General features: G+C 61.4%; 27 protein-coding genes. 13 read left to right on the forward strand and 14 right to left on the reverse strand.

Going from position 1 to position 25,643, the window contains the following annotated elements:
* Positions 1 to 263: 263 nt before the first annotated feature.
* The 3 genes from JRN21_05400 to JRN21_05410 all read right to left on the reverse strand — a co-directional run bounded on the left by JRN21_05400 (position 264) and on the right by JRN21_05410 (position 1,984).
* Positions 264 to 650 carry a hypothetical protein gene (locus JRN21_05400; protein ID MDG6988747.1) on the reverse strand — a complete coding sequence of 129 codons (387 nt, stop codon included), beginning with the start codon at positions 648 to 650 and terminating at the stop codon, positions 264 to 266.
* A 150-nt stretch (positions 651 to 800) separates the two neighbouring features.
* Positions 801 to 1,277 carry a hypothetical protein gene (locus JRN21_05405; protein ID MDG6988748.1) on the reverse strand — a complete coding sequence of 159 codons (477 nt, stop codon included), beginning with the start codon at positions 1,275 to 1,277 and terminating at the stop codon, positions 801 to 803.
* 98 nt (positions 1,278 to 1,375) lie between these two features.
* Complete coding sequence (locus tag JRN21_05410; GenBank protein MDG6988749.1) at positions 1,376 to 1,984, reverse strand: hypothetical protein; 609 nt, start codon at positions 1,982 to 1,984, stop codon at positions 1,376 to 1,378.
* Between the two features lie 115 nt (positions 1,985 to 2,099).
* Between JRN21_05410 and JRN21_05415 the strand changes: the two genes are divergently transcribed.
* Entirely contained in the window at positions 2,100 to 2,981 is an 882-nt protein-coding gene (locus tag JRN21_05415) for a hypothetical protein (protein ID MDG6988750.1), read from the forward strand.
* A gap of 11 nt (positions 2,982 to 2,992) precedes the next feature.
* Positions 2,993 to 3,460 (forward strand): 4Fe-4S binding protein, encoded by a 468-nt coding sequence (locus tag JRN21_05420; GenBank protein ID MDG6988751.1) that lies wholly within the window; start codon positions 2,993 to 2,995, stop codon positions 3,458 to 3,460.
* A gap of 3 nt (positions 3,461 to 3,463) precedes the next feature.
* Here the strand turns inward: JRN21_05420 and JRN21_05425 are convergent, their stop codons facing one another.
* The gene (locus JRN21_05425) at positions 3,464 to 3,769 is read right to left on the reverse strand and encodes a ferredoxin family protein (GenBank protein MDG6988752.1); all 306 of its coding nucleotides are present in this window, start codon (positions 3,767 to 3,769) and stop codon (positions 3,464 to 3,466) included.
* 442 nt (positions 3,770 to 4,211) lie between these two features.
* Here JRN21_05425 and JRN21_05430 point away from each other — a divergent pair, with 442 nt between their 5' ends.
* The 4 genes from JRN21_05430 (at position 4,212) to JRN21_05445 (ending at position 7,636) form a co-directional block, all read left to right on the forward strand.
* A complete protein-coding gene (locus JRN21_05430) occupies positions 4,212 to 4,811 on the forward strand; it encodes an IS607 family transposase (GenBank protein MDG6988753.1) in 600 nt (199 codons plus the stop codon).
* Positions 4,812 to 4,849: 38 nt separating this feature from the next.
* Positions 4,850 to 6,082 carry a transposase gene (locus JRN21_05435; protein ID MDG6988754.1) on the forward strand — a complete coding sequence of 411 codons (1,233 nt, stop codon included), beginning with the start codon at positions 4,850 to 4,852 and terminating at the stop codon, positions 6,080 to 6,082.
* A 446-nt stretch (positions 6,083 to 6,528) separates the two neighbouring features.
* Positions 6,529 to 6,735, forward strand: coding sequence for a hypothetical protein (locus tag JRN21_05440; protein ID MDG6988755.1), 207 nt, complete (start codon positions 6,529 to 6,531; stop codon positions 6,733 to 6,735).
* A 199-nt stretch (positions 6,736 to 6,934) separates the two neighbouring features.
* The gene (locus tag JRN21_05445; protein MDG6988756.1) at positions 6,935 to 7,636 is read left to right on the forward strand and encodes a DinB family protein; all 702 of its coding nucleotides are present in this window, start codon (positions 6,935 to 6,937) and stop codon (positions 7,634 to 7,636) included.
* A 65-nt stretch (positions 7,637 to 7,701) separates the two neighbouring features.
* On the opposite strand, the gene JRN21_05450 is transcribed toward JRN21_05445, so the two are convergent.
* From JRN21_05450 to JRN21_05470, 5 genes are all read right to left on the reverse strand, one after another.
* Positions 7,702 to 7,866 carry a hypothetical protein gene (locus JRN21_05450; GenBank protein MDG6988757.1) on the reverse strand — a complete coding sequence of 55 codons (165 nt, stop codon included), beginning with the start codon at positions 7,864 to 7,866 and terminating at the stop codon, positions 7,702 to 7,704.
* Positions 7,867 to 7,935: 69 nt separating this feature from the next.
* Positions 7,936 to 8,481, reverse strand: a complete 546-nt coding sequence (locus tag JRN21_05455) for a class I SAM-dependent methyltransferase (protein MDG6988758.1) — start codon at positions 8,479 to 8,481, stop codon at positions 7,936 to 7,938.
* Between the two features lie 398 nt (positions 8,482 to 8,879).
* The gene (locus tag JRN21_05460) at positions 8,880 to 9,665 is read right to left on the reverse strand and encodes an NAD(P)H-hydrate dehydratase (protein ID MDG6988759.1); all 786 of its coding nucleotides are present in this window, start codon (positions 9,663 to 9,665) and stop codon (positions 8,880 to 8,882) included.
* Between the two features lie 85 nt (positions 9,666 to 9,750).
* Positions 9,751 to 10,491: a hypothetical protein gene (locus JRN21_05465; GenBank protein MDG6988760.1), complete on the reverse strand. Its 741-nt coding sequence runs from the start codon at positions 10,489 to 10,491 to the stop codon at positions 9,751 to 9,753.
* Between the two features lie 64 nt (positions 10,492 to 10,555).
* Positions 10,556 to 10,960 (reverse strand): cytidine deaminase, encoded by a 405-nt coding sequence (locus tag JRN21_05470; protein MDG6988761.1) that lies wholly within the window; start codon positions 10,958 to 10,960, stop codon positions 10,556 to 10,558.
* A 1,129-nt stretch (positions 10,961 to 12,089) separates the two neighbouring features.
* Between JRN21_05470 and tgtA the strand changes: the two genes are divergently transcribed.
* The gene (gene tgtA, locus JRN21_05475) at positions 12,090 to 13,571 is read left to right on the forward strand and encodes a tRNA guanosine(15) transglycosylase TgtA (GenBank protein ID MDG6988762.1); all 1,482 of its coding nucleotides are present in this window, start codon (positions 12,090 to 12,092) and stop codon (positions 13,569 to 13,571) included.
* On the opposite strand, the gene JRN21_05480 is transcribed toward tgtA, so the two are convergent.
* Positions 13,504 to 14,205 (reverse strand): proteasome assembly chaperone family protein, encoded by a 702-nt coding sequence (locus JRN21_05480; protein ID MDG6988763.1) that lies wholly within the window; start codon positions 14,203 to 14,205, stop codon positions 13,504 to 13,506. The two genes, tgtA and JRN21_05480, sit on opposite strands and share 68 nt — an antisense overlap.
* A 28-nt stretch (positions 14,206 to 14,233) precedes the next feature.
* On the reverse strand, positions 14,234 to 18,184 hold the full coding sequence (locus tag JRN21_05485) for a hypothetical protein (protein ID MDG6988764.1): 3,951 nt from the start codon (positions 18,182 to 18,184) through the stop codon (positions 14,234 to 14,236).
* Between the two features lie 245 nt (positions 18,185 to 18,429).
* Here JRN21_05485 and JRN21_05490 point away from each other — a divergent pair, with 245 nt between their 5' ends.
* The 3 genes from JRN21_05490 to JRN21_05500 all read left to right on the forward strand — a co-directional run bounded on the left by JRN21_05490 (position 18,430) and on the right by JRN21_05500 (position 21,452).
* Positions 18,430 to 19,083 carry a hypothetical protein gene (locus JRN21_05490; GenBank protein ID MDG6988765.1) on the forward strand — a complete coding sequence of 218 codons (654 nt, stop codon included), beginning with the start codon at positions 18,430 to 18,432 and terminating at the stop codon, positions 19,081 to 19,083.
* 104 nt (positions 19,084 to 19,187) lie between these two features.
* Positions 19,188 to 20,444 carry an MBL fold metallo-hydrolase gene (locus JRN21_05495; protein ID MDG6988766.1) on the forward strand — a complete coding sequence of 419 codons (1,257 nt, stop codon included), beginning with the start codon at positions 19,188 to 19,190 and terminating at the stop codon, positions 20,442 to 20,444.
* 123 nt (positions 20,445 to 20,567) lie between these two features.
* Positions 20,568 to 21,452, forward strand: coding sequence for a hypothetical protein (locus tag JRN21_05500; GenBank protein MDG6988767.1), 885 nt, complete (start codon positions 20,568 to 20,570; stop codon positions 21,450 to 21,452).
* Here JRN21_05500 and JRN21_05505 read toward each other — a convergent pair.
* The 3 genes from JRN21_05505 to JRN21_05515 are packed head-to-tail and all read right to left on the reverse strand — an operon-like array spanning position 21,449 to position 22,485.
* Complete coding sequence (locus JRN21_05505; protein ID MDG6988768.1) at positions 21,449 to 21,670, reverse strand: hypothetical protein; 222 nt, start codon at positions 21,668 to 21,670, stop codon at positions 21,449 to 21,451. The genes JRN21_05500 and JRN21_05505 overlap by 4 nt on opposite strands.
* Positions 21,671 to 21,720: 50 nt before the next feature.
* On the reverse strand, positions 21,721 to 22,125 hold the full coding sequence (locus tag JRN21_05510; protein MDG6988769.1) for a hypothetical protein: 405 nt from the start codon (positions 22,123 to 22,125) through the stop codon (positions 21,721 to 21,723).
* Between the two features lie 6 nt (positions 22,126 to 22,131).
* Positions 22,132 to 22,485, reverse strand: a complete 354-nt coding sequence (locus JRN21_05515) for a hypothetical protein (GenBank protein MDG6988770.1) — start codon at positions 22,483 to 22,485, stop codon at positions 22,132 to 22,134.
* A 108-nt stretch (positions 22,486 to 22,593) separates the two neighbouring features.
* Here JRN21_05515 and JRN21_05520 point away from each other — a divergent pair, with 108 nt between their 5' ends.
* From JRN21_05520 to JRN21_05530, 3 genes are all read left to right on the forward strand, one after another.
* Positions 22,594 to 23,700, forward strand: a complete 1,107-nt coding sequence (locus tag JRN21_05520) for a hypothetical protein (protein MDG6988771.1) — start codon at positions 22,594 to 22,596, stop codon at positions 23,698 to 23,700.
* A 528-nt stretch (positions 23,701 to 24,228) separates the two neighbouring features.
* Positions 24,229 to 25,197 (forward strand): IS1/IS6 family transposase, encoded by a 969-nt coding sequence (locus JRN21_05525; protein MDG6988772.1) that lies wholly within the window; start codon positions 24,229 to 24,231, stop codon positions 25,195 to 25,197.
* 76 nt (positions 25,198 to 25,273) lie between these two features.
* Positions 25,274 to 25,606, forward strand: coding sequence for a TRAM domain-containing protein (locus JRN21_05530; protein ID MDG6988773.1), 333 nt, complete (start codon positions 25,274 to 25,276; stop codon positions 25,604 to 25,606).
* Positions 25,607 to 25,643: the final 37 nt, after the last annotated feature.

Consider the following 25,643-nt stretch of genomic DNA (forward strand, 5'->3'; position numbering starts at 1 on the left):
CGCTCTGAGCTGAAAGAGCGGTGCACACCTTCTGCGGGCCTCGCGAACGGACCCGGCAGGTTCGATTACCGCCGTGTTTGCGAAGACGTAGCTAGTCCGCGCCCTCTCTGCTGCTTCGCCTCGTCCCTGCAACAGCAGCATCTGCGGGTCAGTCCGTTCAGCGGGGCCGACGAAGGAGGGGGACGCGGCGTGGTCCGTGTCCCCTGTAGCCGATCGGGTCTCCGAAGCCTGGGCGCTCGTCCGCACGGACGCCGGGAGGCAGTTCAGCCCACTATCTGCGTGATTTCGTTCGCCAGTCCCTTCTCCACGTGCTCGGTCCAGAGCATCTCGGGGATGTCCACGGCCAGGAACAGCTCCGAGAGGAGCAGCGCTTCGGCGGCCATCACGCCAAGGTTCTGGAAGAACTTGCCCACCCCTATGTGGACGGAGAAGTCGTTGGGCTGGCCGGTGACCATTATGGTGAAGGCCCTCTCGGCCGCGACCAGGTCCCTCATTATCCCGCCCTTCTGCGCCTGAATGACGGTCCCGAGGGGCGCCGTCGCCATGTTGGTCTTGTACCCCTCCGACTGGAGCTGTTGGACTATCTGCTGGCTCAGCGAAGCAGGGTCCTTGTTCTTGTTCTGGAAACGGAGAATCTTTTCTGACACCAAATCAGTTCGGCCTTTCAGGCGGCGGCCGCCGTATAAGCATGTCGTCAACTAAGCTGTTGTTTGGTCGGGCGCGACGACGAAGGTGTCCGGAGCGGGCGCTCGGCCAGGGCAGACCAAGGCGTAGAGACCGAGGCTGGCCACCGGCCGCCGTCATCCTGACTTGCTTGGTTCCCCTTCCGTCACTTCGAACTTGCAGCTGGGGGACAGGGTCCCGCAGCACTCTGTCTCCTCAACCCAATGCTTGCTCTTCAGGACGTCATCGAACACGGCCTCGAGGAACCCTTCCTTGAATGGGCACACCGCGACTCCGACCCCGGTCATCCACCCCAGGCAGTCGTGACACCTCTCGATGCCTATGGTCAGAGGCTCTTCGTCGACGACTTTCATCTCCCCTATGCCGTTGTCTTTCCAGAATGAAGAGAGGCCCGCTACCAGCAGTCTTGACTTGTGATTGCCGACCGCCGGACTCTGGGCGGAGCTCCTCGCAATCATCCATTTGGCAAACTCAGAGCCCATGACCTTGCCGACCCCCCTTATCGCAGCCCTGTTCTTGGATGGGTCCAGCCCCCCGTACTGTTTCAGCGCCCGCATGGCGACCTTAAGCTCGGCGGCCATCTCAGAGCTCAATCCTCTCTTTCCAAGCTGTGATTGCCCCGCTCCGTCAATAACCTGTCTACCCAAATGCCGACAGGTTTGCGTAACTGTACACAGGGCTGCTGCCGGGGCTAGGGTGAAATCGCCCGGGTCCTCTGGCTCTGCCACGCGCCGCGGCGGAAAGCGGTGAGTCTTATGATTCCGAGGCTCATCTCCTGCTTCATCACGCTGTACTGATACCCGTCCAAGACTCCTCTGATGAATTCAGCCATGCAGGCAGTGGCCTCCACTATCCTGCCTGCTCCGACCACCAGTACCTCGATGCTCTCGTCTGGCTTCTCCACAAGGCTGAACTCCTTTACAGGCAAGATTGTGGCGAATTGCTTGGCTACGTCTGATAGGTCGTTCAGGTCTTCGGCCATGGTCTTGAGGAGCGGGACGATTCTGTTGCCGAGATTCCTAAAGGCGTTCAGCAAGTAATCCTTGTCGTACTCCCAGATCTTGGAGACCAGACCGTCTACGAAGTCCCCTGGAAGGGTGATGACGTCCATCTCCTTCAAGATAGACGTTATCCTCCAGGTCGACTTCAGCTTGTCTGGAGTTGCTCCCTCAGCACTCGTCTGAGAGATCAGGGACAGGGCCTCGTTGGCAAAGGAGAACAGGGTCTTGTTCTGCTTCGATGCTTGAAGCGCGAACTCTTCGTAGACAGCGTGGTCGATTGAAATGCTCTTTCTGCCCATTCGGGTTAGATTCAGGCCCTTCCGATATAAAAACGTGCAAGTGCCCAGAACTGTCCAAACCTGCCGACAGTACGGCAGACGGGCTTTTCTCCAAAGCCCGCACAAGTCCTGGGTCATGGGACTATCGAAAATGAAACTTGCGACAGCAACCCTAGCATCTATCGCAGTCCTTGCCGTATCGAGCATCCCGCCGACCTATGCGCTCTCAACCACTGACATAGTCAGCGCCGGCTCCATCTGGCTCGAATCGACCATAGCCGTTGCCCTCGTCTTCGTCACGGCCATGGCGTTCTCCCTCCAGATTGCCAGAGGCTACTTTCTGAGGATACTGGACAAGTTCACCCTCAGACTGGGCGCGGACATCTGGTGGCTCTCGTATGTGCTGATCAGGGACGGGCTCATGTTCACAGCATTCATCATGAGCCTGATGGTCTTCTTCCCCGGTACCTTCCTCGACTATCCTCTGGCTGTGCCATTCTTTCCCCTCACCTCCGTTCTTTTCGCAACGGCCCTGGTGACCAAGCTCTACTTCGACGCTGACGACAACAGGAACGCCTTCCGCTTCGTCACAGTCGTGGTCTTCGCTGGAACGATATCCTGGATCTTCGGCACGGTCTTCATCACAGAGACACCCCTCACCCTGAGCACACTTCCCGCCGGCGTCAGCGCCACGAGTGGGTTCTGGGCCAGCGTGTACAACAGCTTCAGTTCCACCCAGAACCTGGGCTTGGCGATGGTGTCGTTCTACAGCTGCTTCGCTGCTCTGGGCTTGATCGCTGCAGTCGGTTTCGCCCACCCGCTCCTTCACTCGAGGATTCGTGCCAAGAAGTCCTTGGGCGCTCCTTCTCCATCCTCTTCGCCCGCGGTATCGGTGCCCGTGTCTTCGGGCAGGGTCTACTCCGACACAGAGCGTAGCAACAATCCCCAGCCAGTGCAAGGGACGAAGGCGCAAGTTCCCGCGCTCCTGCCAAGGGAGCGCGTAGACTACATAGCATAGGGGGCGAGAACATGGTGCTCTACAGTCTCGTCGTCGACGAAAGCCGGTGCATGAACTGCGGAGCATGCATGGACCTCTGCCCCTCCACTTGTATTGAGTTCACGAAGCCGAACGACGTGTCTTTCTACGGGCCCCTGATGGAAGGCTCGAGCCCCAAGCCCTGGATGATGGAGAAGCCCTACCTGATTGAACAAGAGAGGTGCACGGGGTGCATGATCTGCGTGAGGGAGTGCCCGACCAACGCAGTCACCATAGAGCCGGACAGGTCCAAGCCCGCAACCATGAGACCGAAGCCTGTCATAATCAGGAGGGAACACTTGGTCGACGACGGGCGCTGGCATCCGCTCTCCGAGTACACCCGGGACTTCCTGAAGAGGCCCGTCAGGAGCCCGTGGTCAGCGATTTCGAACTGGAAGCCGACGATAAGGTCCACTCCCCCCAACGAGGTGTGGCGTACCATGGCCGAGGAAGAAGGATAGGGCCTATCTCAGCAGTTCGTCCATATCCGTAAACCTCGGCTCGCGCCTCGGGACTATGCGAACCCCTCCCTCGAGGCACTGTGCAACGCAGGCCATGCAGCCGTAACAGAGGAAATCATTGACTACCCTGCATCGCCCTGTTTGGTCAGTCTCGAAGACCTTCACCGAGCAGGCCGCGGCGCAGTCGCCGTCGCCGCTGCACCTGTCCACCTGGACCGCGAAGGCGTCGAGGGGGGAGAGGGTCAACTCAGCCCTGGCTGAGAGCCCGGCGAGCAGGGACGAACCTATGGCGCCTCTTGATCGGTGCAACCACGGAGGCAGCCTGGCCGCCCTCTTAACGCCCGGCGTCAATTCTCAATGGTGAAAACGTCCACGGTCGCGGCAACCTGGCGGAAAATTTGCCTTGGCGGGCCTGGTGGGGTCCGTTACAGAAGTGCAACGAGTACCTCTCCCTTTTTGGGGCCCGCCTCTTGCAAGGGTCGAATGCCCCTCCCCTCCTTATCGGCTCCTGTTTCATCTGGTCCACTTTCGGGTCCTGCGAGTCCCGGCTTCGGGTGCTAGTCCCGAGAGTGAGAATTGCTATATCAGCGTAAAATGAGTCGGACTCCTGCTATCGCGGCGAGGGAGGCAAGTGCGTAGCCAGAGCGGAGGGCCGAAGCCTCCTTCGTGAGGGTGTGGTGGAGTTCTTGAGAAGGGTTGTCAGCAGCTAACCTGTAATGTGTATTAATGTGTATTTATATGCCGAAACACATTGGAACGGAGCTACAGCCCAAAGAAAGCTGGAGAGATTCTCGGGGTGACCACCCACACGATACAGGTCTGGGACAGGCAGGGGAAGATGAAGTGTCTCAGGCTCCCGACCGGGAGGAGAAGGGTACCAGAGTCGGAGATTAGGCGCCTGATGAACGTCGCCGAACAAAGAAGGGAGGCGGCCTACGCGAGGGTGTCTTCGCACGACCAAAAGTCGGACTTGGACAATCAAATCGCGGTGCTGAAGGGCAGAGCACCCGGAGCCGAGGTGTATTCGGATATCAGGTCTGGGCTGAATTTCGAGAGGAGGGATCTCCTGAGGCTGCTCGACGACGTCTTCAGCAAGAAGGTCTCGAGCATCTATGTGACGTACGAGGACAGGCTTGCTAGGTTCGGGTTTGACCTGCTTTCGTGGGTGTGCGCCAAGTACGGGACAGAGATAGTGGTCGTTAATAGCAAAACGGCCATTTCACCACAGGAGGAGCTGGTGCAGGACCTGATCGCCATAATCACGTCCTTCTCCGCCAAGCTCTATGGCCTGAGGAGCCACAAGACAAAGAAGCTTCTGCAGAGCGTCAAAGAGGTGACGTCGTCCCCCTGAGTCATCCCTGGAAGTCGAATGGAGAGAAGAGGACCATCGTGTGGAACCAGGAGCAGTCAGAGGAAGTGGTGCGATACCTCAGGGACATGCAGGACGCGACGAGGTATGCGCTTCAGGTTGCATATGGGGACACAGTTAGGGATGAGAAGCGCAGGATTCCGTCTCCGATTGCCCTAAGGCGGGACATCAGGGAGTGGTTCTATTCGCGATACGACTACGGAAGACACCACATCAACCCCGTGTGCAGGACCGCTGTAGCGATGCTCCGGTCCTACAGGAAGAACCACCACGGGGAGCTGAGGATACCCGAGGTGCGGAGGCTGGCCATGAGAATCGACGGGGAGCTCTTCAGGGTCGTGGACGGACGCGTCAGGATCACCCTCCAGCCCAACAGATACGTCTGGCTCCCCATCAACGCCTCGAACAAGCACTATCAGGAGTACTCGAAGGGGAGGGCGTCGGAACTTCTGATCACGGACACGAAGGTATGCCTGACGTTCGCCATCAGAGAGGAAGGGAAACCTCTCGGCAACAGGCTCGTGGCCCAGGACCTGAACTTCAAGAGCGTCGATTCGACTTCAGCAAGGATCGGGAGCCAACCGGCTCTAGAAGGCGTGGAGACGGAATCACTGAGGAAGGTAGTGCAAGTTCAGAATGACTTCTCGAGAAGGAGGAGGGCCTTGCAGAAGCACGTCGGGAACCCTCAGAAGAGGATGGGGAAGCTCAGGGAAACGAGGGGAAGGCAGAGGAACCGCATAAAGGACGCCCTTCACAAGTTGTCGACGGAGACGGTGAAGGGGAACCCCAATACATCTTACATCTTCGAGAATCTGAGAGGAATCAGGACGACGAGCAGGGGGGCGAAAAAGAGCCGGAAGCTTCGTACGTATCTCAACAGGTGGCCATACCGCTTGTATCAGTCGATGGTCGAGTACAAGTCGCCGAACCGCACCGTCTATGTGAGCCCACGAGGGACCTCGTCGGAGTGTCCTGTCTGCGGTGGCAAGCCGGAGCACCCGGCGTGGGCGATGAGCAGGTGCGTCAAATGCGGCGTGGACTACGACAGGGACAGGCTCGCCAGTCTGGCGATTCTCTGTCGTGGTGTGCGCCTCTGCGGCCTGACGCCGTTTGCCGTGAGTGCGGACGCCTCCTGGCAGCAAATGAGGGATGAATACCTGTATCCTGTCGGCGCGCCTGGTGCCGTCAGAGCAGGTGGGACCGATGCTGCCAGCGCTCCGAATCTGGACGTGTACACGAAAATACACGTTTAGAGAAACGGATGCCTCCCGTGTTAACCATTTGGGCGTTGACGACGGCGAACCCGGACGCCCAAGGAAGGCAAACCGAGACATGTGGGGGTGACCCTGGAGCAGCTCACCATCGGGATTTCCTCGGTGGAAGCCGCTCATGATCACGGGTTGAACCCGGACCTCGACGGTCGGCCTGTCGGAATCCTGCTCTGGACAGATGATGTAGACCGTGACTACGCTCGGCCGACATCCGAAGGCGCGCCGTCACTCGGTCCGCCGCACGCCTTCCATGCCAACGATAACGAGCCCCACTCTGCGTGGGTGGCCGACCCCGACGGCAACCCGATAAACATCGGCCAGAGGCGCAAGCGCGACAGTGAGAGCCGTGCCTAAGGTTCATTGCGCCTCCGCCGACAAGTTGAAAGGAAGCTCCTCGAAGCAAGTGGACGGAGTAGACGCCATTGAAGATGTCCGTTTCCGAAGTCATCGTCATAGCCAATAAGTTCCTGAAGGGTGAGGCTGGTTTCGACAGCGTCAGAATCTCCTCCGTCGTGGGCGTCGAAGCGGAGTCGAATTGGCGAGTTCTCGCGGACATAGGCCAGCCGACGACCAACAAGAAGGAGTTGATTGTGGACGACAGGGACGGGAAGATTGTCTCCTACAGGGAAGCCTAGCTATTCAGCGCTGGAGACCGCAGCTCAGTTCGGCCCAACGGTCAGACAAGGACGACCCACGGAGCCGACGGGGTTGGCCTTTCTGCCCCGAATGGGTTCATTGCGCCTCCGCCGGGAGTACCTCGTCCGAGTCTGGGTCCAGGCGCCGGACTAGCGTTCCGCGTATTAGACGATAGTTCCGACCTGATGGGGACATGGCGTGAAGGTCCAGGTTTGCCTCGAGGTCGGTCCCAAAGCCTCCGGAGCCTTCGCTCCCGACTTCCCCGGCTGCTGGGTGTTCGGCAGAGACCGGAAGAGCGCCCTGCATAAGGTGAAGACTGCCATTCGGGAGTGGCACGCATGGGTCAGGGTCCACGGCGAGGATATCGAGTCCCCTTCGGCGATCGCACCAGAACCTGAAGTCATGCGCGTCACATATGACCCTGCGGAAGCGGGCAAGCCAGAGCCGCTCTTCTGGTCGGAGGTCCGTCCGGTTTCGAGGGGTGACATCGACAGGACCCTCCGATTGCTGGATTATTCCCGCGGCGACCTTCTCAAGCTGTGCACCGGGCTTGGAAGAGATGCTCTAAGGTGGAAACCGAAAGGCGAACCCCGGACAGTCTACAACTGCCTGAGACATATAGCGGCGGTCGAATGGTGGTACATCACTCGGCTCGACGTCGAGCTTCCAAGCGAGTTCCCCAAAGACGTCTTCGAGCTCCTCGAATACACACGTGGGTTGGCGGCAACCAGCCTGCGTAATCTATCGAAGCAACAACGGTCAGAGATATTTCAGCCCAAGTATGACCCCAACCCCACCTGCAATCTCTGGACAGCGAGGAAGGTCCTTCGTCGATTCGTGGATCACGAGAGGCTCCACACAAACTACCTCAGGAGGACACTCCGGAGCTACCAGGAGTGAGAACGGCTCCTGCCATGCATAGGTTCATCGGGCCTCCGCCGGGAGTACCTAATCCATGCGTTGCGCTATAGGTGCCAGATGAGCATCTGGTCTACCCTTTGGTAAGGAATCACCCTGTCGAGGTCGATGGTGACCCTCATTCGTTCGACTACACGACTGAAGTCCTCCTCTGATACATCCGCGGTGAAACTGCAGCAGGAGGGTTCCATGAAGGACATGTATCCCTTCATGCTCTCGATAAGTTCCGCCTCTTGGATAGTGATGCCTTCGTCCGGCGGGTTTCTCGCGAGGAAATCGTCCTACTTCGCATACCTGCCGCGCCAGGCGTAGTACCGCTCGCCGAAGGGGACTCCCAGCTCTTTCGTGGCGGCCCCGAATGCAAGGTAGAACTGCTCTCTCGCCTCATTCGCCCTGTCGTGATGTGCGTTAGGCTTCCTAAGGAAGACGTCGATCTCCTTCTTCGCGACCTCAGAGAGGCTCTGGAAGGTCCGGGTTGGGTTCTCAAGCAACTGAAGCACGTGAGCGAGGACTGCGGCGTCGAAACTCTTCCTCCTGAACGGCGGGCTGGCCGCATCAGCCATAACCAGTCTGGCCATCCCCTTGGCTTTCGCTTTCGCGAGCATTCCCGCCGACAGGTCCAGCCCCGTCACTTCGAAGCGCCTTCTCTGCAACGGGAGGGCGATGCGCCCCGTTCCCACGCCGGCTTCCAGGATCGAAACTGCGCCGTCCCTACGAAGGAGCGTAGCCACCTTTTCGACGGCTTCGTCCGTGAGCCGCTCCCTCGTCTCGTCATAACTAGATGCGATTCTGTCGAACCTGACTGCGACGTCGGAAGCGACTCCCATGGTGCTACGTTGGCGGGCCGACATCTAAGAAGATTCGGAGGAAGCCTTTTGCCGTGCTAGGGTTCACTGCGCCTCCTAGGCGATGGTCCGAATGCCCAAGTGGGCGGTTTCGTCCTCGGTAGAACGCTCACGGGTTCTCTCTTGTCGCATCCCTGCCTTCGAAGACGTTCATCACGTCCGTGTGGGCAAGGACGGTCGAGTCGTGCTTCAGCCCCCTCGCCTTCACCTAGACCGTACTGTTCGTCTACCCGGTCGAGCCGAGGCTGATGTCGAAGCTCGTGAAGGACGACGCCTTCGGCCGGTTAGGGGCAGGGACGGTCAGCGTGTCAGGGTGGGTTTCCGGGAACCCCCTGGTCCCTGGTCCGTAGAGCCGTTCGGGTGCGCCCGGGACGGAGCGGTCAGACTATCCTGTCGAACGCTTTCGCCACGTTTGCAATCTCGTTTGCAACGTCCGACGCGGCGATGTGGAGCCCGAGCCGTTTCGCAGCCTCTACCCCGGCGGCCCCGTTGATGTAGGCGGCCGCGCACGCCGCCTCGAACGGAGGGACGTTCCTGGCCAGGAGGCCCGCGGCGACCCCGGCGAGCACGTCCCCCGTACCCCCCACCGTCATCGCAGCCGAGTGGGTCTCGTTGAGCCCGACCCTCTCCCCGTCTGACACCACGTCCGTGGGCCCCTTCAGCAGCACCGTCACCCCGGCCTTCTTGGCATGGTCAGAGACCACCCCCACCCTCCCTTCGACGTCGTCGGGGAGCTTTTCCCCGAAGAGGCGCTCGAACTCCCCGGCGTGCGGGGTCACCACGGCCCCGGCGTCCCTGAGCGAGGGGAGGATCTGAGGCCGGAGGGCGTCGGCGTCCACCACCAGGCGCCTCCCGTCTCCTTTCATCTGGTTGAGCGCCTGGGCGACTGCCTCCCCTTTCTGGGGCCCGAGCCCCGGGCCCACGGCGAAGGCGTCCACTTCGGGGACCCAGGTGAGGAGCTTGGACACGTTCCCCCGGGTCAGCTTGGAGTCCGGGAGGGGGACGACGATGAAGTCCGGGGACAGGGACCGGACGGGGTTCGCGATGGGCGCCGGGACCGCGATGAATACGAGGTCCACCCCCACCCTCATGGCCCCGGTGGCGCAGAGGAACGGCGCGCCGTGGTAGAGCCTGCTCCCCCCTACCACGCAGACGGTCCCGTTCATCCTCTTGTGGGCGTCCTTCCGCCTCGGGGGGACGGCGTCGGTGACGAACCTGGCGTCGATGGTGAAGGGGGTCAACCTCGGATCACTAGTACGTGTAGCGCCTCTGCTTCTGCTCCAGCGTCACGAGCGACTCGATGGGGCAGGTGAGGCCGAGCCTCCCCTTCAGCTTCGCCATTGACTGGTCCACGGAGGCGATGGCGAACACGCCCACGATCTTCGCCTTCGCCCTTTCGGCGATCCCGGCGAGCGCTTCGATTGTGGTCCCGGACCTCACCAGGCCGTCCACCACGAGCAGGTGCTCCCCCTTCCTGATGGAAGCCTTCGGCAGGTAGAGGTACTTCACCGACGACGGCGAATAGACGGCCTTCTGCTCCATGAACTCCTCGACCCCGAGCTCCCTCTCAGACCTCGCGACCGCCAGGTTGACGTTGAACTCCCCCGCCACCTCGGCGGCCAGCGGGACCCCGTCCACCTCCACGGTCACCACCCTGTCGACCTTGACGGCGCTGAACTCGCTGTAGACCACCTTCGCTATCTGCCTGAGGAGCCCCACGTTGTTGACTATCTCGCTGACGTCGTAAGAGCCGTCCTGGGTGACCTTCACAGAGTCAGTTATCATCTTCCTGAGGAGCCTCTCCCTGAACGTGGCGATGAACTTCTCCGAGCGGGCTGCGCTGGGGAGGACGTGCCCCCTGACGTACCTGCTGAGGATCGGGGCGGACAGCCCGAGTGACGACGAGAGCTCCCTGTAGCTGTAGCTCTTCTTCAGGGTCGCCAGGAGCTCCACCGAGGAGATGCGGGTCTTCACGTCCGCAACCCTGCTCATGGTCGCCAGTTCACAGCCCCGTGTAGATTAGTCTATCCCCAGAGGGGAGACTTTTCGCAGAGAGCTACTTTCCCAGCCGGTCCGGCCATTCGTGGCGGGGGAGGAGGTCCCTGAGCTTCGAGGACTCGGTGCGGCCGAGGACCACTTCCGCCTCGAGGTTCCCTTCGTCTATCTGGCGCATGAACTCACGGCAGCGGCCGCAGGGCGGGAGGACGTAGAGCTCCCCGTCGTCGTGCCTCGAGACGGCGACCACCTCCTTGATCCTGTACTCACCCGCGGTCACCATGGCACCGATGGCAGCGGCCTCCGCGCAGAACCCCGTCCCCGAAGGGGTGTCTATGCAGAGCCCGGCATAGTGGTTCCCCTTCTCCGACACGACGACCGCCGCCACGTTGCCGAAGAGCCGGTCTTCGACCCGGTGGGGCTTGATGGCGCGGACGGCCTCTGCGATTATCTCCTCGTGACCCACGAGCCCTCCGGGCGAGGGGTCGGCAAAAGGGTTTCCGGGGGCGGGGCGCGTCTGGTGCCGAGCTCCTGCGGCCCGCGGCGACCGGGTTCTCTCGGAAGGTTCGCGAGGCAGTCAGGTGTGAAGCCGTTTATCGAGCCGGTCGCGGTATCGGAGTGCGAGTTCCGCCATCGCAAGAGCATGAAGAAGCGCGGAGTCAGAAGAAACAGGTCAGGAGACGCCAGTGCTTTGTCCGTGGGGAACACCACCTGACATTCGCGATGAACCTCGGCTTCGAGGGGATGAGGGCCATCCAGAAGCAATCACCACCGCGAAATGACGGGCGGTGAGGCCAGAGACCGCGAAAGGGTCATGCGCGGACTCACGGACGGACGCCCCAATCTCAAGAGCCGGGGTTTGCCACAGTTTCGTCGGGCCCCATGGAGGGCCCGGGACACGCCAGTCAAAAGCGCAGGAAAGTCGAAGGGAAGAACAGAAGGTTGACTCTCCAAGACGCGGAGAGGACGAAGAGCCAATCGAAGTGAAGTTGGTCTCAGACACCGAAGCACGACGGCGACTCAGAAGCAGGTTACTGAGAGTGGTCAGGAGTGATGACCGTCTCGACAAGTGGTTGTTCACTCGCCATGTCCTGATAGACGACTCGACGGTCTCTCACTCGCGTCCCGTCCTGACTCTCGGCACCGGAGTAACGTCGAAGTCGTCCTCGGGTCTGCCCTCCGAGTTCCTGCACGAGCAGATTCGCCGGCACCTAAGCATGCACCCGGCCGAGTCGAAGTTAGCTATGGAAGACCTCAGAAGGAAGTATCCTACTGCGAAGGTTGGCCGAGAACAGGGAGGGGCCCGAAATGAAGAATCAACCTACCTTCATCTGCTCGTCTGTTTCCTCGAACTGGAGTCTCTCTCTGAGCTTGTCGGCAAGAAGAAGGCATCGAGTCTGATCGCGACCAAGCCGTATTACACTTGGGTATGTGGAAAGGTAGCATCTGACGCTGGCACTCCCGCGGAGATGGTCAGCGACAGGCGGTTAGCCCTGCCTAAGACCAAGCCAGAAGACCGCCTTTTCAACCGTCGACCTGACAGAACCCGAGCGCCCCGCCAGAGCTTATAGCGCCCCGCATTCCTGCGCCCCGAGTTGAGGCTCGACTTCGAGGTAAAGGAGTCCGACCTGCTTGGAAGGATCGGCACCCTGAAGGTCGGGAGCAAGACCCTCGAGACGCCTTACATGTTCCCAGTCATCCACCCCGTGGACCAGCTGATACCCACCTCTGAGCTGAGGTCGATGGGGTACGGGGGGCTCATGACGAACTCGTACATCCTCATGAAGAGGCGGAGGGACGAGGTGCTCGAGAAGGGGATCCATCGGCTCCTCGACTTCGACGGGACGTTCATCACGGACTCGGGCGGGTACCAGGTGCTGGAGTACGGGGACCTCGACGTGGGGTACGGGGACGTGGCCAAGTTTGAGGCGGGGATCGGGACCGAGCTGGCCGTGACCCTGGACAGGCCGACCGGGTATCCCCAGAGCAGGAGGGTGGCCAAGGAGACCGTCGACTACAGCCTGAAGAACGCGTCCGCCACCCTGAGGGAGTTCGGGAAGGAGGAGACCGCGTGGGTCGGCCCCATCCAGGGGGGGCTCTACCCTGACCTGGTGAGGCGCTCGGCGAGGTCCCTGGTGAAGGCCGGGTTCGGGTTCCTCGCCCTGGGGAGCCCTGTGCAGGTCATGGAGAACTACATGTACGCGGACCTGGTGGAGATGGTGTTCGCGGCGAAGAGGGCGATCCCCTACTCCGTCCCGCTCCACCTCTTCGGGGCGGGCCACCCGCTCACCATGGCCCTGGCCGTCGCCCTCGGGTGCGACACCTTCGACTCCGCCAGCTACGTCCTCTTCGCGAGGAGCGGCCGGTACATGTGGAAGAGCGGGGTCCTGGCGTTCGACGTGATGAAGTACCTCCCGTGCAGCTGCCCCGTCTGCTCGAGGACGGGAGTCAGGGAGCTCCGCGAGCTTCCCGACCGGGAGAGGACGAAGGCGCTCTCGACGCACAACCTCTACGTCCTGAGGGAGGAGCTCGAGGCGTGCAAGGAGGCGATCTCCGAGGGGAGGCTCTGGGACCTCGTCGAGGAGAGGTCCATGGCGCACCCGAAGCTCAGGGAGGCGTTCGCCCGCCTGGCCGCGCACTCGAAGGAGCTCGCCGCCGGCACTCCAGCGCAGAAGGAGAAAGGGCTCTTCGTGAGGAGCGTCCTGGACCTCGCGAGGCCCGAGCTGGCGACGGCTGCCGAAAGGCTCGCCCGGATGTCCGTCAGGTCTTCTACGAAAGCGGTGGTCTCCGGCTCGGCGGAGGGGCGGATGAAGGGGGCGGACAGGTACCTCGTCCACCCCGTCCTCGGACCCTACCCCGCGGAGCTGCGGTTCGTCTACCCCTTCGGACAGACGGAAGCGGCCGAGGAGCAGCGGATCTGGGGGCCGGCGGAAGTCAGGAAGAAGCTGAAGAGCATGGGGTACTCGAAGGTCACCGTCGAGGGGGAGCGGACTGCAGGGCGGAAACGGCCTAAGAGTAGACCGAGCCGGCGGGGCGCTTCTCCTTCTCCTCCATCAGCTTCAGCTCGCTCTCGATGACCTCGGCCCCCTTGATCAGGGGCTCCGTGTTGGCGGCGAAGCCGTACCTCCTGGAGAGGAACTCGACCGCGGAGGCGGCCGCCCTCGGGTCGACCCTCTCGGTGTTGGAGTAGGCCAGGACGGCGAACGCCGGGAAGGAGTTCATCTCGAAGGCGTTGAGGAGGGACGCCACCGGGCCGACTATCATCCTGTCTTCCTCGAAGACCGGCTCCCCCTGGAACCCGGCTGCCCCGGCCATCGCTCCCGTCATCGCTATCTTGTACCTGCTGTCGTCGGACCTGAGGCTTTCGTCGAGCCCTCCTACGAGGGCGACCTCCTTCACACCGGAGGTGACCACCCACTCCGCCAGCTGGTGATAGAACTCGTTCTCCTTCTCCCGCACCGGGGACACTTCGGCCTTCAAGAGCGAGAGCGCGCCTGCGGAGTAGATCTCGTACGGGGTGGCGATCCTCCCCTCGGCCTGCGACGCCACCGCGGGCGCGTGCTCGTAGTCGATGAAGCACTTCCTCTGCGCCTTCAGCTCGGTGATGAGGAACTTGACGGTCCAGTATCCTGTCGCGCCGATGCCGTGGAACCCGGCTATCAGCGAGGTACCGTCCAGCTTCGTCCCCTGGGGGACCACCTTGAGGGCCATCTCTGAGACCCTCGCTTGCGGGGGCTCTTTAAGCAGGAGGCGGCCCGGGGGGCTCTGGCGCCTGGGCCCGGGGCGGGGACGTGCCCTCCCTCCCCTTCCTGAGCGATACCAGCGCCGCGACCAGGGCGACGACCGCCAGGGCCGCGACCGCGATGAGCCCGAGGACGAGCGGAGAAGAGGCCGCGAGCAGCCCTTCAGCGTGCGACGCGGAGGCGAATGAGACCGACTCGGAGGCGGCCATGCCGTCGCTCTGGGTGGCCACCACTGTGAGCTGGTGTATGCCGTCGGCCAGCGTCGACGAGTCCAGCGGCACCGAGTAGGAGCTCTGCCCTCCCGCCAGGGAGGCGATGGGGACCCCGTCGAGGGACACGATAAGAGAAGAGACCTGGGTCCCGTTGACGCTGACGGTGACCGAGCTCCCCGTGTACACCCCTGAGCTCGACGGCACCTGGACGGCTATGGACGGGAGCGCGGGGCTCAGCGCCGTGTAGGCGGAGCTCCGCAGGGACACGGTCGAGTTCTCGAGGGTGAGCGAGCCGAGGGAGGAGTCCTTCAGGGTTATCGTGCTCCCCACCGCAACCAGGTTCCCGCCCGTGACCCCCACCAGGGTGACGTTCGCGCCGGAGACGGTGAGGGTCCCCTGTATCTGTGAAGAAGACACCAGGACGCTGCCTCCGGAGATGGTGTCAGAGCCTGCGAAGACGTCCCCGGAGAGCGCGCTGGCCCCGGTGATGTTCGCCCCGCTGAACGCGACCCCCGAACCCTGGGACGGGAGGGTGTTGCCTGCGGCGAAGAGGTAGGGCTGTATCTGCACCCCCTGCTGGCCGGAGATGGCCGTGGAGGTAGGGACCCCGTCTGAGGTCAAGCCTGTGACGAAGACTTCGTAGCTCCCGGAGTAGGGGAGGATCCCGCCCGTCCCCGAAGCCGACCCGGCCGAATAGGGGGAGGGCATCGTCGCCTCTCCGGTCCACCTGTCGAGGGTGGCGTTGTAGGCGAGCTGGATGAGCTCTGAGCTCGCGTAGGCGGTGTGTATGGCCGTCGTGTACTCGCCCTGGAGGGAGGCAGGGTAGAGGGCAGCGGTGAACTCGCCGAACTTCGCCTCCGTCCCGTTCTGGTAGGCTATGTTGGCGACGACCGTCGCCTTCTCCCCCATGTACAGGGTCGAGGGCGAAAGCGACACAGAAGTCGTCAGCGGCGCCTGGGTGACCATGACCTGGCCGAAGAAGGACCCCGTCACGTTCCCGTTGGGGGTGTACGACGTGAAGCTAGAGCTCAGCTTGACGGTGTACAGGCCGGGGGTCGCCGACGCCGGGATGGCGAGCTGGCCGTAGAGCGTGGGGGCGCCGCCGTTGCAGACCCGGAGCGCCTGGGCGCAGGCCTGGTAGTAGAGCGAGGCCGTGGACACGTCGGCCCCCGCGGGGCTGACGAGGGTCGCCGTCACGTCGGACCCGACCGCCACCGCGCTTCCGAAGAGCCCTCCGGTCTCATAGGATGTCGAGAAGTACACGTTGACGGGGGCGATCGGGTCGGCGATTATGGTGAGCGCCTGGCCAGGGGAGGCCGAGCCCGGCTCGGCGGCGACCTCAGGGAAGATGTAGCTCGTCTGCAGGTAGACCCCGCTCGTTATGGGGGCGTATCCGTAGATGTCCCCTCCGAGGGCCAGCGTGGCCGGTCCGGCGGGGGCCGGGTTGCTGAGGAACCCCAAGAGGTTCCCCGGGGAGACGCTCGAGAGGGTCACCTGGTCGGAGACCCCGTAGGAGTTCCCGGAGATGGAGTACGACTCCACGAAGAGAGAAGCTGAAGTGTCAGGGGCGGCGACCCCGTTGAGGTCGGTCGCGTTGACCGCGACGGCGAGCGGCTGGGCCGGACTCCAGGACCAGGGGTCGGTGGGGAGGACGTAGCCGTAGTCAGGGGCCGAGAGCGAGCCGAGGTAGCCGGCGAAGATCTCCGCCATCGCCTGTCCGGACACCCCGCCGGAGGTCCCCTGGACCTGCACGTACGCGAGCCCCGACTGGGAGCCCATTGTGATCGAGCCCGTCCAGTTGCCGATGCTCGGCTGATAGGTCAGCGAGACTGGCGCCGTCCCTCCCGAAAGGGCCTGCAGTGATGCCGTGACGCTCCCGGTCGTCACGATGGAGCCGCCGGAGGCCACGCGGACGGAGACCGTCAACGCCTCTCCCTGGGTGAACTCGATCTGAGGGGCTCCCGCGCTGTTCAGGACCTCCCCCTGGATGTACAGCCCCGGAGAGGACGCTGTCGAGTTGAGCAGCGCGGCCAGCCCCCCCGCGTTGGGGGCGCCCCAGCCGGTGACGAGGTTGTACCCGTACCCCGCCTTCCATGGGATGTTGTACCCGAACGATATCGGATAGAACCCCTTTGCGTAGTCCGACGCGGAGTTCCCTACCTGATAGAGGAACGGGTTGGCCAGCCCCAGCGCGCCATTCGCCGACTGGGCCACGACCGCGAGCAGCCCGGCGAGCAGCGGGGACGACTCGGAGGTCCCACCTATCCCCACCACCTGCCCCGAGTCCACTATGAGAGAAGCCGGGTCGACCCCCGCCTGGAGCGCGACGTCCGGGACGAGCCTCCCGTCAGGGTAGGATGGGGGAGACGCCTGGGACGACTGGTACCACGGCCTCGGCTCGAGGATGCTGACCCCTCCTGTGCTCCCACCTGCGTTCGCCCCGTTGGGGACGTACGCCAAGTTGGACCAGGCGGTCTGGACCGAAGCGTTGGAGCCCGGCCCCGAGGCAGAGACGTAGGTCTGGGTGCCGCCCACGGATGTCACGAACGGAGAGGACGCGGGATAGCCGACCGTCCCTTCGGGGCCGCTGCTGTATCCGCTCCCCCCTGCGTCGCCGGAGGAGGCGAGGAAGGAGATGCCTTCCAGGGACCCCAGGGCGTAGTACTGGTCCGGCAGGAGGGCATCGAGGGTGAAGAAGGCGGTCCCTCCGAGGAGGGACGAGATTGAGTAGTACCACTCAGGGGTGCTGAAGCTCTGGGAGAGGGTGACCACCTTGTCCTCCTGGACGATCTGGGCGAGAGGGACCACGAGCGGGAGGGCCCCGTTGGAGACGTAGAGGTCTATCGCCGCCCCGGGCGCCATGGTGTGGGCCGACTCCACGTCGAGCGAGACCTCGGTGCTCCAACCAAGGGCGGCGCCGAGGTTGGGGTCGTAGGGGCCCACAGGGGTGACATTCAGCGTCGAGGCGGGGATGCCGAACTGGGCGTCGTACTGGGCCAGGTCAGAGGCTATGGTCGGCGAGCCGTAGTAGTCGAGGATCCCGACCGTCTCGCCTGCCCCGGTGTGCCCCGCCGAATAGAGCGAGGTGAGGTTGTAGACCTGCTGGAGGCTCTTCATGGTCATCGTCGCCGCTGTGAAAGAGACGTTCCCGCCGGGGGCGGAGGCCCCGCCGTAGGCCGGCCTGGTGAAGAGGAAGGTGGCGTTGGAGGAGTAGACATAGGCTCCCATGAAAGTCGGCCCTCCGGTGGTGGTGTAGTACGACGACGTCCCGTTGGAGTAGATGTCCACCCCGGTGTGGAAGGCGGAGGCGAGCTGGGACGGGGTCGCCTCGGCGACTATCACAGAGTCCAGCGCCGTCATGTCGATGGAGAACCCGTCGGACTGCAGGAAACTCAGGAGGCTGGAGTAGGCGGCGGTAGGGAGGAACTCCGACTTCACCTCGGACGGGGTGAGGAAGTGCCTGTAGGAGGGGGAGGCGGGGTCGGACACCTGGGTCACGAGCGAGTCGAGGACCGCCACGTTGCGGAGAGGGATCGCGAACGTGACCAGGATCGGAAGGTCGCCAGGCGCCGCCCCCTTCAGGGAGTACGAGGAGGCGAACGGAGGGCGTTGGACGGGAGGGGTGGCGGCACTGACAGACGGGGACGCGGCGGCGTGGACGGCGAAGGCGGGGACCCCGGCGGAGGCGGCCAGCAAAAGCGCGACAAGCACCGGCGCCAGCCGGGAAAAGCTCAACGTGTCTGCCGGGCTCGGGCGGGATTTAAGGGAATTTGCGCGCGGTTCTGGGGAGTTCACGGTCGCCGTCCATCAAGATGGGACAAGTGGCTACTGCACTGCCTCGATCCCGGAGCCTGTGACTGACCACCCTGGCAAGGGGAACGAGGTCGAGGCGGTTCCCTGCGAGATATGCGGAGCCAAGGTCGAAGTGAGAAACGAGGAGTCTTCATAAGGGACAAGTGGGGTCAAGCCCTGAGTGGAACATGCGGCAGGCGATCATCGCTCTCCTAGCCATCCTAATGCTGACGCTTGGTCTGAGCGCCGGATACTTCGGTGGAGTAAGCAGTCGCCAAACCACCACCGTAACGGCAACCACGACAGACTTCACGACGATACGGGCTCCTTACTCCTTCCAGAGGTGCGACATGAGCTACGACTCGCTCGATAACCGACCGACGACGATTGAGGGGACGAAGAGCAACACCTCCGTGATCCTGTTTTACCTCAATTCCACTGCTTCTGTCTGTGTGGATATCCGCTCGACAAACATCAACAGCACTGCCTATGGCAGAGCGCTGACCCCGCTCGTGTTGGTTGACCAGAAAGGTCAATGGGTGACCTCAACCGGCCTCAATGAGACGGTTTACCCACCACTCCAGTTCCCGGCGAACACTGACAGCTGGTTTGTCTTCAGGATAACAGTCGTGAACGCAACACCTGCCATCTATCTGCTTGGCTTTCCAAACCAGTGCTGGAGTTTCCCCTTTGCGGTCACGGTCGCTGTGGGATATCCAGTACCGCAGTTACAGCAGACGGTATTCAATCTACCTAACTACGTGAACCTTGGGTGCAGCCTTGGGGATGGATACAGCTATGTGGTAGGATACTCCAACCTTACGGCAACCTACACCAAATAGCTCCAACCACGAGTCAACGCCGAGAACGAGCAAAGTCACCGGAATCCCGCGGAGAAAGGCTTAACTAGATTGGAAAATCGCGCTTTTCAAGAGTTCACGAACAGATGGAAGTGAAGGTACTGGGAGCCGCCAGGCAGGTCGGCCGCTCCGCGTTTCTCGTATCGCACAAGGACACAAAGATCCTGCTCGACTACGGGGCCATGACCACGAAGGTCCCGGGGTTCCCGATGCACGTCCCCCCGAAGGGGATCAAGGGGATAGTCCTTTCCCACGCCCACCTGGACCATTCGGGCGCGGCGCCTCTGCACTTCCTCGGGGGCGACATGAAGCTCCACGCGACCCCTGTGACGTCAGAGCTTTCGAACCTCCTGATCCAGGACTTCATCAAAATATCAGGGCAGTACCTGCCGTTCGAGTTCCTCGACCTGATGGCGATGAACTCCAACACGGTCAACCATGGCTACCTTGAGCCGTTCCAGGTCGGAGACTTCAACGTCCAGTTCTACGACGCCGGGCACATCCCGGGGTCGGCGGTCGTCGCGGTGGAGGCGGGGAACAAGCGCCTCATCTACACGGGGGACATCAACGGAGAGGAGACGAACCTCCTCGCGGGGTCCTGGAAGAACCTCGGCGAGGCCGACATGGTGATAACCGAGAGCACCTACGCCACCGCCGACCACCCCGGCAGGAAGAAGGCTGAGGCAGAGTTCGTCGACTTCGCCAACGCGGTGGTCGAGAGGGGAGGGATACTGCTCGTCCCGGCGTTCTCCGTTGGGAGGGCGCAGGAGGTGGCCATGACCCTGGTCAGGTCCGGGTTCAAGCACCCCATAGCCATGGACGGGATGGCCCTCAAGGTGAACGGGATACTGCTGAGATACCAAGAGTTCCTCCGTGACCCTGCGGCGCTCCGGAAGACGCTCGAGACGATACAGGAGGCGACCAGCTGGAGCCAGAGGCGGGGGCTTGTCAGGAGGCCCGGGGTCATCGTGTCGCCTGCGGGGATGCTTGTCGGGGGAGCTTCGATCTTCTACAACGAGCACCTTTCGATGGACGAGAAGAACGCCATCGCGATCGTGAGCTTCCAGGTGCCCGGGACACCGGGGAGGACGCTCATCGAGAAGGGGCTGACGATATACAGAGGGAAGCCGACCAAGGTGAAGGCAGAGGTGAGGCGCTTCGACTTCTCTTCGCACTCGGGGAGGTCGAGCCTGCTGAGCGACCTGAAGGGGGTCGGTGGGTCGCCGAAGTTCCTGACGGTGCACGGGGAGGAGGAGTCGTGCCTCGCCCTCGCCAAGGAGCTCCACGACGGGTTCGGAGCGGAAGCCACGGCGGCCATGCCCGGCCAAGAGTTCACAGTCTAGCGCGACGCGAATCTTTCTGCAACCGCAGGCTCACGGGGTGCATCCCCTCGGGCTCGGCAGCTGTGTCCAGACGCCACCGCGCGCGGTGAGACTAAATACGCTGGGCGGCGCCCCGCCGTCAGATTGAGCGACCCCCAGGCCACCCTCCCAGAGAAGCGCGTCACCCCGCTGAACCTCCTCGTCGCCGCCGCCGTCGTCGTCGTGACACAGCTGGTGGCCCTCCTCATCACCAGCCAGAACCTCCCGGACTACCAGGCGATAGTGGCGACCTCAGGCCCTAGCTACGCTCCGGCGGGGACGTCAGTCGGCGGCTCGGTCATCAACGCCGTCCTCTTGGTGGGGTTCGCCTTCGCGCTGACCGTCGGCCTCGTCTGGCTCCTCAGGAGGAAGATGGTCAAGTCGTTCAAGATCCTGATCTTCGGGTCGGTCGCGCTCTCCTCATTCCTCCTCACGCTCATCACGGCGGGGCAGTTCGCAATCGACTATCTCCCCGCGTGGTCCGTCCTCCCCGTGGAGTACGGCGTCCCCGCGCTCCTGGTGGCGCTTGTGGCGTACACGATCTTCGTCAAGAACGTCAACTGGCTGTCGACGGTGATACTCGCCTTCGTCGGGGCCGAGGTCGGGAGCTTCTTCGCCGAGACCCTCTCCCCGTGGACCGCCCTCGCCCTCCCGATCGCCTTCTCGGTCTACGACATCTACGCGGTCTTCAAGGGACCGCTCAAGGCGCTCATCGGGACGGCCCCCGGGATAGCGCTCGTGGGGATGTCGATCAAGGCGGGGGAGTTCACCCTCGGGCTCGGGGACGTCGTCTTCTACACCCTCCTCCCGTCGCTCGCGCTCTTCCAGTTCTATCAGGCGTTCGGGGCCGTCCCTGCGGCCCTCACGATAGTCGCCATCGACGTAGGGATGGTGATCACCCTCTTCCTGCTTTCGAAGAGGAGGATCCTTCCTGGGCTCCCGATCCCCATGCTGCTCGGGGTCCTCGTCATCGTAAGGTATCTGATCTAGAACTCTGCCACGGGGGTCTTTACCCCCTTCACCAGGGCGTCGGCCTCCTCCGAGGTCGTCTTGAAGGTGTAGAGCACGTCCCTGGTCCTCAGCTTCACCTTGGCCTCGTCGCCGTGGCGGGAGATCCTGATCTCCGTGGCCTGTTCGAGCAGCTTCTCGAACTGGTCTTTGGCTGTGATTTCCTTGGGCACGACCGGACCCCTCGGCGAGGCGCTTATGAACCCTAGCGGCGGCCGGCATAGGACAGGAGAGGGAGCGGAGCCCTCCACTACCAAGCGAACCTCTTCACGACGTAGATTCCCGCGCACATAAGGCTCGTTGCGCTGCCCGTGTCGATTATCACCCTGTTAAGGTCGGTAGATATGGACGCGAAGAACGTCGCAAGACCAAGAGTGATGAGCAGCCCTCCCAATATCATGAGGAGCGACTTGTGGAAGTCCTCCCTGACCCACCTGCCCCGCCACGTGGCTTCGTAGTGGTCGAGCTCGTAGTCGATGAACAGGATGAACGTCACGAGAACGGGGACGAGTGGCGTCATGACAAATGCCTCCCGGACCTGCAGGATTCTAAGAGCATACGCTGCGGCTTCCACCCCCGCAATGGCCAAGGCCGCGGCCGCCAGGGACCCCTCCAGCAGCCGCGCCCTGCGCTTCAGAACGATGGGGCTCTCCACGCCGGCTCACTCCCCGACGCGGATAAGCGGCTCGGCCGGCTTCGTTGAGATCGGCTCCCCGGCCCCTTCGTCCACCGCCGTGAACGCCGTTCTGTCATCGCAGTCTACGGCGGAACGCTCCCCTCCACCATAGCAGATCAAGCCAACGCTGCCTAACTGCATCCACGAGTCCTTGCTGGCTGCGACACACACTCGTCTTGCAGCGTCGGGGAACTCCTTCGGCGGGATGCCTTCGGCGTCGAAACCGTCGACCACGTAACATCTCGACCGCATGACGAGCGCTCCCCCGGCGACCGCGTCGTCTGCGACGCGAGCCGTGACTCCGATCCCCGAGACAAGGTCTGGAGGAGAAACTGTCAAGTTGACACGAACTGGATTAGGGTTCTGGGAAGTCCTCGGTTGTTGACGAAAAATCGGGGCCTTGGGAACTTTCGGTTGATGGGGCATGGCTAAATCAGACGAATTGGAATGGTCAAGCAAGGGAACTTGGAAACGGCAAGAAAGCTAGAGACCAGACTGAAGCAAGAGAATTACAATCTTCGCCTTTGGATACTCACGCTCATGGGGGCAGTTCTGGAAAGTCTGATTCTTCTACCCGCCATTCCCGAAGTGCCGTCTTTCATTCAAGCGATTTTGCAGAACACAGGAATCACTCCTCCGCCATCACAATGGGTCTACCTGATGCTTTACTACGCGATTCCAATCATATACAGTATTCCTGCATCTCTAGCATTCACACCGAAGCGTGTAGTGTCTCCGCTGAACATTCTCATGGGTGCAAGTTCGCTGTATTCGATATACCTCGCATCAAGCCTCGTTCAATCGTATCCCTACTTCTTAGTTTTCGAATATGGGGCGATAATTTGGCTACTATTCTTCGCCGTTGCTCTCATCGTGGGGATTCCGGAGGCTTGGCTGGTTAGATTGTTAGTAGGACTGAACGGAGACATGGATAGTCTGTCTATGGGAAGCAACCCTGCTCGTAAGACATACATTGTGCCCGTTCCCTTCCAGAAAGTAGTCGAGATAATCTTCAATCCGACAAATCTCGACGTTTGGGATATGCCTAAACCAAGGAGAAAGAAAAATGAAGTCATCCTGCAATCCTATTCAAGTTATGAGCATCAGAAATTGTTTATCGTTAGGCCCCATGACTCCGACAACACCATTATTGCATCTGTAGCATTCGAGAAACGGTTCTATTCCATTTATCAGTCTGAAGTTGCTTCGAGGCGAAGGGATAGGTTAGTTCAGGACATCTACGACCAGTTGCACCTTCCGATGGAAGGGGTCGTCGGAACTGAAGACTCGGTATCTCTGAAGGCAGTTGAGAAGGTGCTATCTCCTACGCATTCGGTTTTCGCACCGATAAGCGAGGCCTCCAAGTTCTTGCTGGGCATAGTCATTCTCACGGCCGTTCTCTTGGCCATCTCATCAGCCGAGTTCTTTATCCATCCGAACAATGGATTCTGGGCCAGCTCGATACTCCTAATCGTGATTGCATTTGTCGTGGAACTCGCTCCATCCGTTAAGGAGTATCTCGAATCGAGGGCTGCCGAATCAGAAGAGGAGTAGTCCTATTTGTTCTCTCTGACTTTGAAGTATTCCCCTAGCACAGACCTTATTGCCTCTGGGACTGTCTCCAACTTCCGCGCCTTTCGCTCTGTTTCGAGTGCCTTTAGCATTTCGTCAGAGACCGAGACCATGACTTTGTTCATTGCCAACCGAACTCACCCCCCATTACCATTAGATACCAATAGCAACCTTAATATATCTTCCGTTGGATACCAATGGATACCAAATGACTTCCGAACAAGCGCGGATGGAAATGGACGCCGACCAATACGCCGAGTTCGTTGCGTATCAGGAGTCCAGACGAGAGATGGAGTGGGACTGATGGACGTCCGCTCCAACCCCGACATCGAGTCAAGAAGGACGAGGGGGTTAGCGATAGCGAAGGCGGATGGTCAGGTAAGGCGGGTCTGGGACGGTCTCTATTTCATCCGTTCTCAGGCTCAGGATTCCGAAAGCGAGTATCAGGTTTCAAAGAACAGGTATGGTGAGTGGGCTTGCACCTGTCCAGACTACACCCACCGGAACCACCTGAAGTGCAAGCATGTGTGGGCCGTTGAGATTAGCATCCGAATCAGGCACACGGTGGACGGGAGCCGAGTGATTGCCGAGGTCTCGGTCTCCGAGTGCTACTTCTGCCACTCAAGGAATCTCAAGAAGTTCGGCATACGGAGGAACAAGTGCGGGGACATCCAGAGGTTCGTCTGCTCGGATTGCCACCGGACGTTCTCGGTGAACGTGGGGTTCGAGAGGATGAAGCACAACCCGAAGGCCATCACCACCGCGCTCCAACTCTACTTTAGCGGGGAGTCGCTCCGCAACACCCAGAAGGCCCTACGCCTGTTGGGGGTCGAGATTAGCCACAAGACCGTCCTCAACTGGATTCGGAAGTATGTCGGGCTGATGGAGAAGTATCTCGACCAAATCACCCCCGACCTTGGAGAGACTTGGAGGGCGGACGAAGTCTTTGTCCGCGTGAAGGGGGACATGAAATACCTGTTCGCCATGATGGACGACGACACCCGCTTCTGGATTGCACAGCAGATAGCGAACACGAAGTTCACGGCGGATGTAAGGCCCCTGTTCGCCCAAGCCAAAGAGCGGACGGGGAAGGTTCCCATGACCCTCATCACGGATGGGGGAAAGCACTTCATCAAGCCCTTCCGAAAGGAGTTCTGGGACAGGACGCTCTACACCCACCATGTCAGGGACATCAGGATTGATGGGACTGTCCACAACAACAAGATGGAGCGCATGAACGGGGAGATACGCGACCGAGAGAAGACCTTCAGGAGTCTGAAGCGGATGGATACGCCCATCCTGAAGGGCCTTCAGATTTACCACAACTTCGTAAGGCCCCATGAGGCCCTGAAGGGCGAGACTCCGGCGGACAGGGCGGGAATCAAAGTCGAGGGGTCGGATAAGTGGCTGACGCTGATTCAGAACGCGAGCAAGGCCCCATCAACCGAGATTACACACGGAGAGGAAAAACTTGGATAAACCGAGGACTTCCCAGAACCTGGATTAGTCAAGCTTAATAACTCGAAACAGGGGGCTTTTTTTCAGCGGTACCGACCTGCTAGGATGTGAAAAGACGAGTTTCGGACGAGGAGGCTTCGGGCGAAGCAGCGGCGGAAGCGGCGGCTTCAGGTCCTTTAAGCCCAAGCCTGTTGAAGTAGGAAAGGAGTACGACGTGACTATTTCCGAGATCAGCAGACGCGGTGACGGCATTGCGAAGATCGACGGTTTCGTTATCTTCGTGGCTGGCGCCAAGCAGGGCTGGCAGGGCAAGGTCAAGGTGTCCCAGGTAGCCAACAGGTTCGCCACGGCATCGGTCGTGGGCGGTTCTGAGGGCATGTCTGGTTCTGACAGCCAAGCCTCAAGCGACAGCGAAGAGCAAGGAGCGTAGGTCCGTAAGGGCCTTCTTCTGGACAGGCGGCTCGTCT

It is taken from the genome of Nitrososphaerota archaeon, from assembly GCA_029785825.1.
Classification (GTDB): Archaea; Thermoproteota; Nitrososphaeria; order Nitrososphaerales; family Gagatemarchaeaceae; genus UBA183.

Coding starts and splice junctions, on each gene's coding strand:
- JRN21_05520 (MDG6988771.1), top strand. CDS start 22,594: ATGGTCAAGCAAGGGAACTTGGAAACGGCAAGAAAGCTAGAGACCAGA.
- JRN21_05460 (MDG6988759.1), bottom strand. CDS start 9,665: ATGAACGGGACCGTCTGCGTGGTAGGGGGGAGCAGGCTCTACCACGGC.
- JRN21_05440 (MDG6988755.1), top strand. CDS start 6,529: ATGTCCGTTTCCGAAGTCATCGTCATAGCCAATAAGTTCCTGAAGGGT.
- JRN21_05490 (MDG6988765.1), top strand. CDS start 18,430: ATGCGGCAGGCGATCATCGCTCTCCTAGCCATCCTAATGCTGACGCTT.
- JRN21_05420 (MDG6988751.1), top strand. CDS start 2,993: ATGGTGCTCTACAGTCTCGTCGTCGACGAAAGCCGGTGCATGAACTGC.
- JRN21_05450 (MDG6988757.1), bottom strand. CDS start 7,866: ATGAAGGGATACATGTCCTTCATGGAACCCTCCTGCTGCAGTTTCACC.
- JRN21_05480 (MDG6988763.1), bottom strand. CDS start 14,205: ATGGCCCTCAAGGTGGTCCCCCAGGGGACGAAGCTGGACGGTACCTCG.
- JRN21_05465 (MDG6988760.1), bottom strand. CDS start 10,491: ATGAGCAGGGTTGCGGACGTGAAGACCCGCATCTCCTCGGTGGAGCTC.
- JRN21_05495 (MDG6988766.1), top strand. CDS start 19,188: ATGGAAGTGAAGGTACTGGGAGCCGCCAGGCAGGTCGGCCGCTCCGCG.
- JRN21_05410 (MDG6988749.1), bottom strand. CDS start 1,984: ATGGGCAGAAAGAGCATTTCAATCGACCACGCTGTCTACGAAGAGTTC.
- JRN21_05455 (MDG6988758.1), bottom strand. CDS start 8,481: ATGGGAGTCGCTTCCGACGTCGCAGTCAGGTTCGACAGAATCGCATCT.
- JRN21_05415 (MDG6988750.1), top strand. CDS start 2,100: ATGGGACTATCGAAAATGAAACTTGCGACAGCAACCCTAGCATCTATC.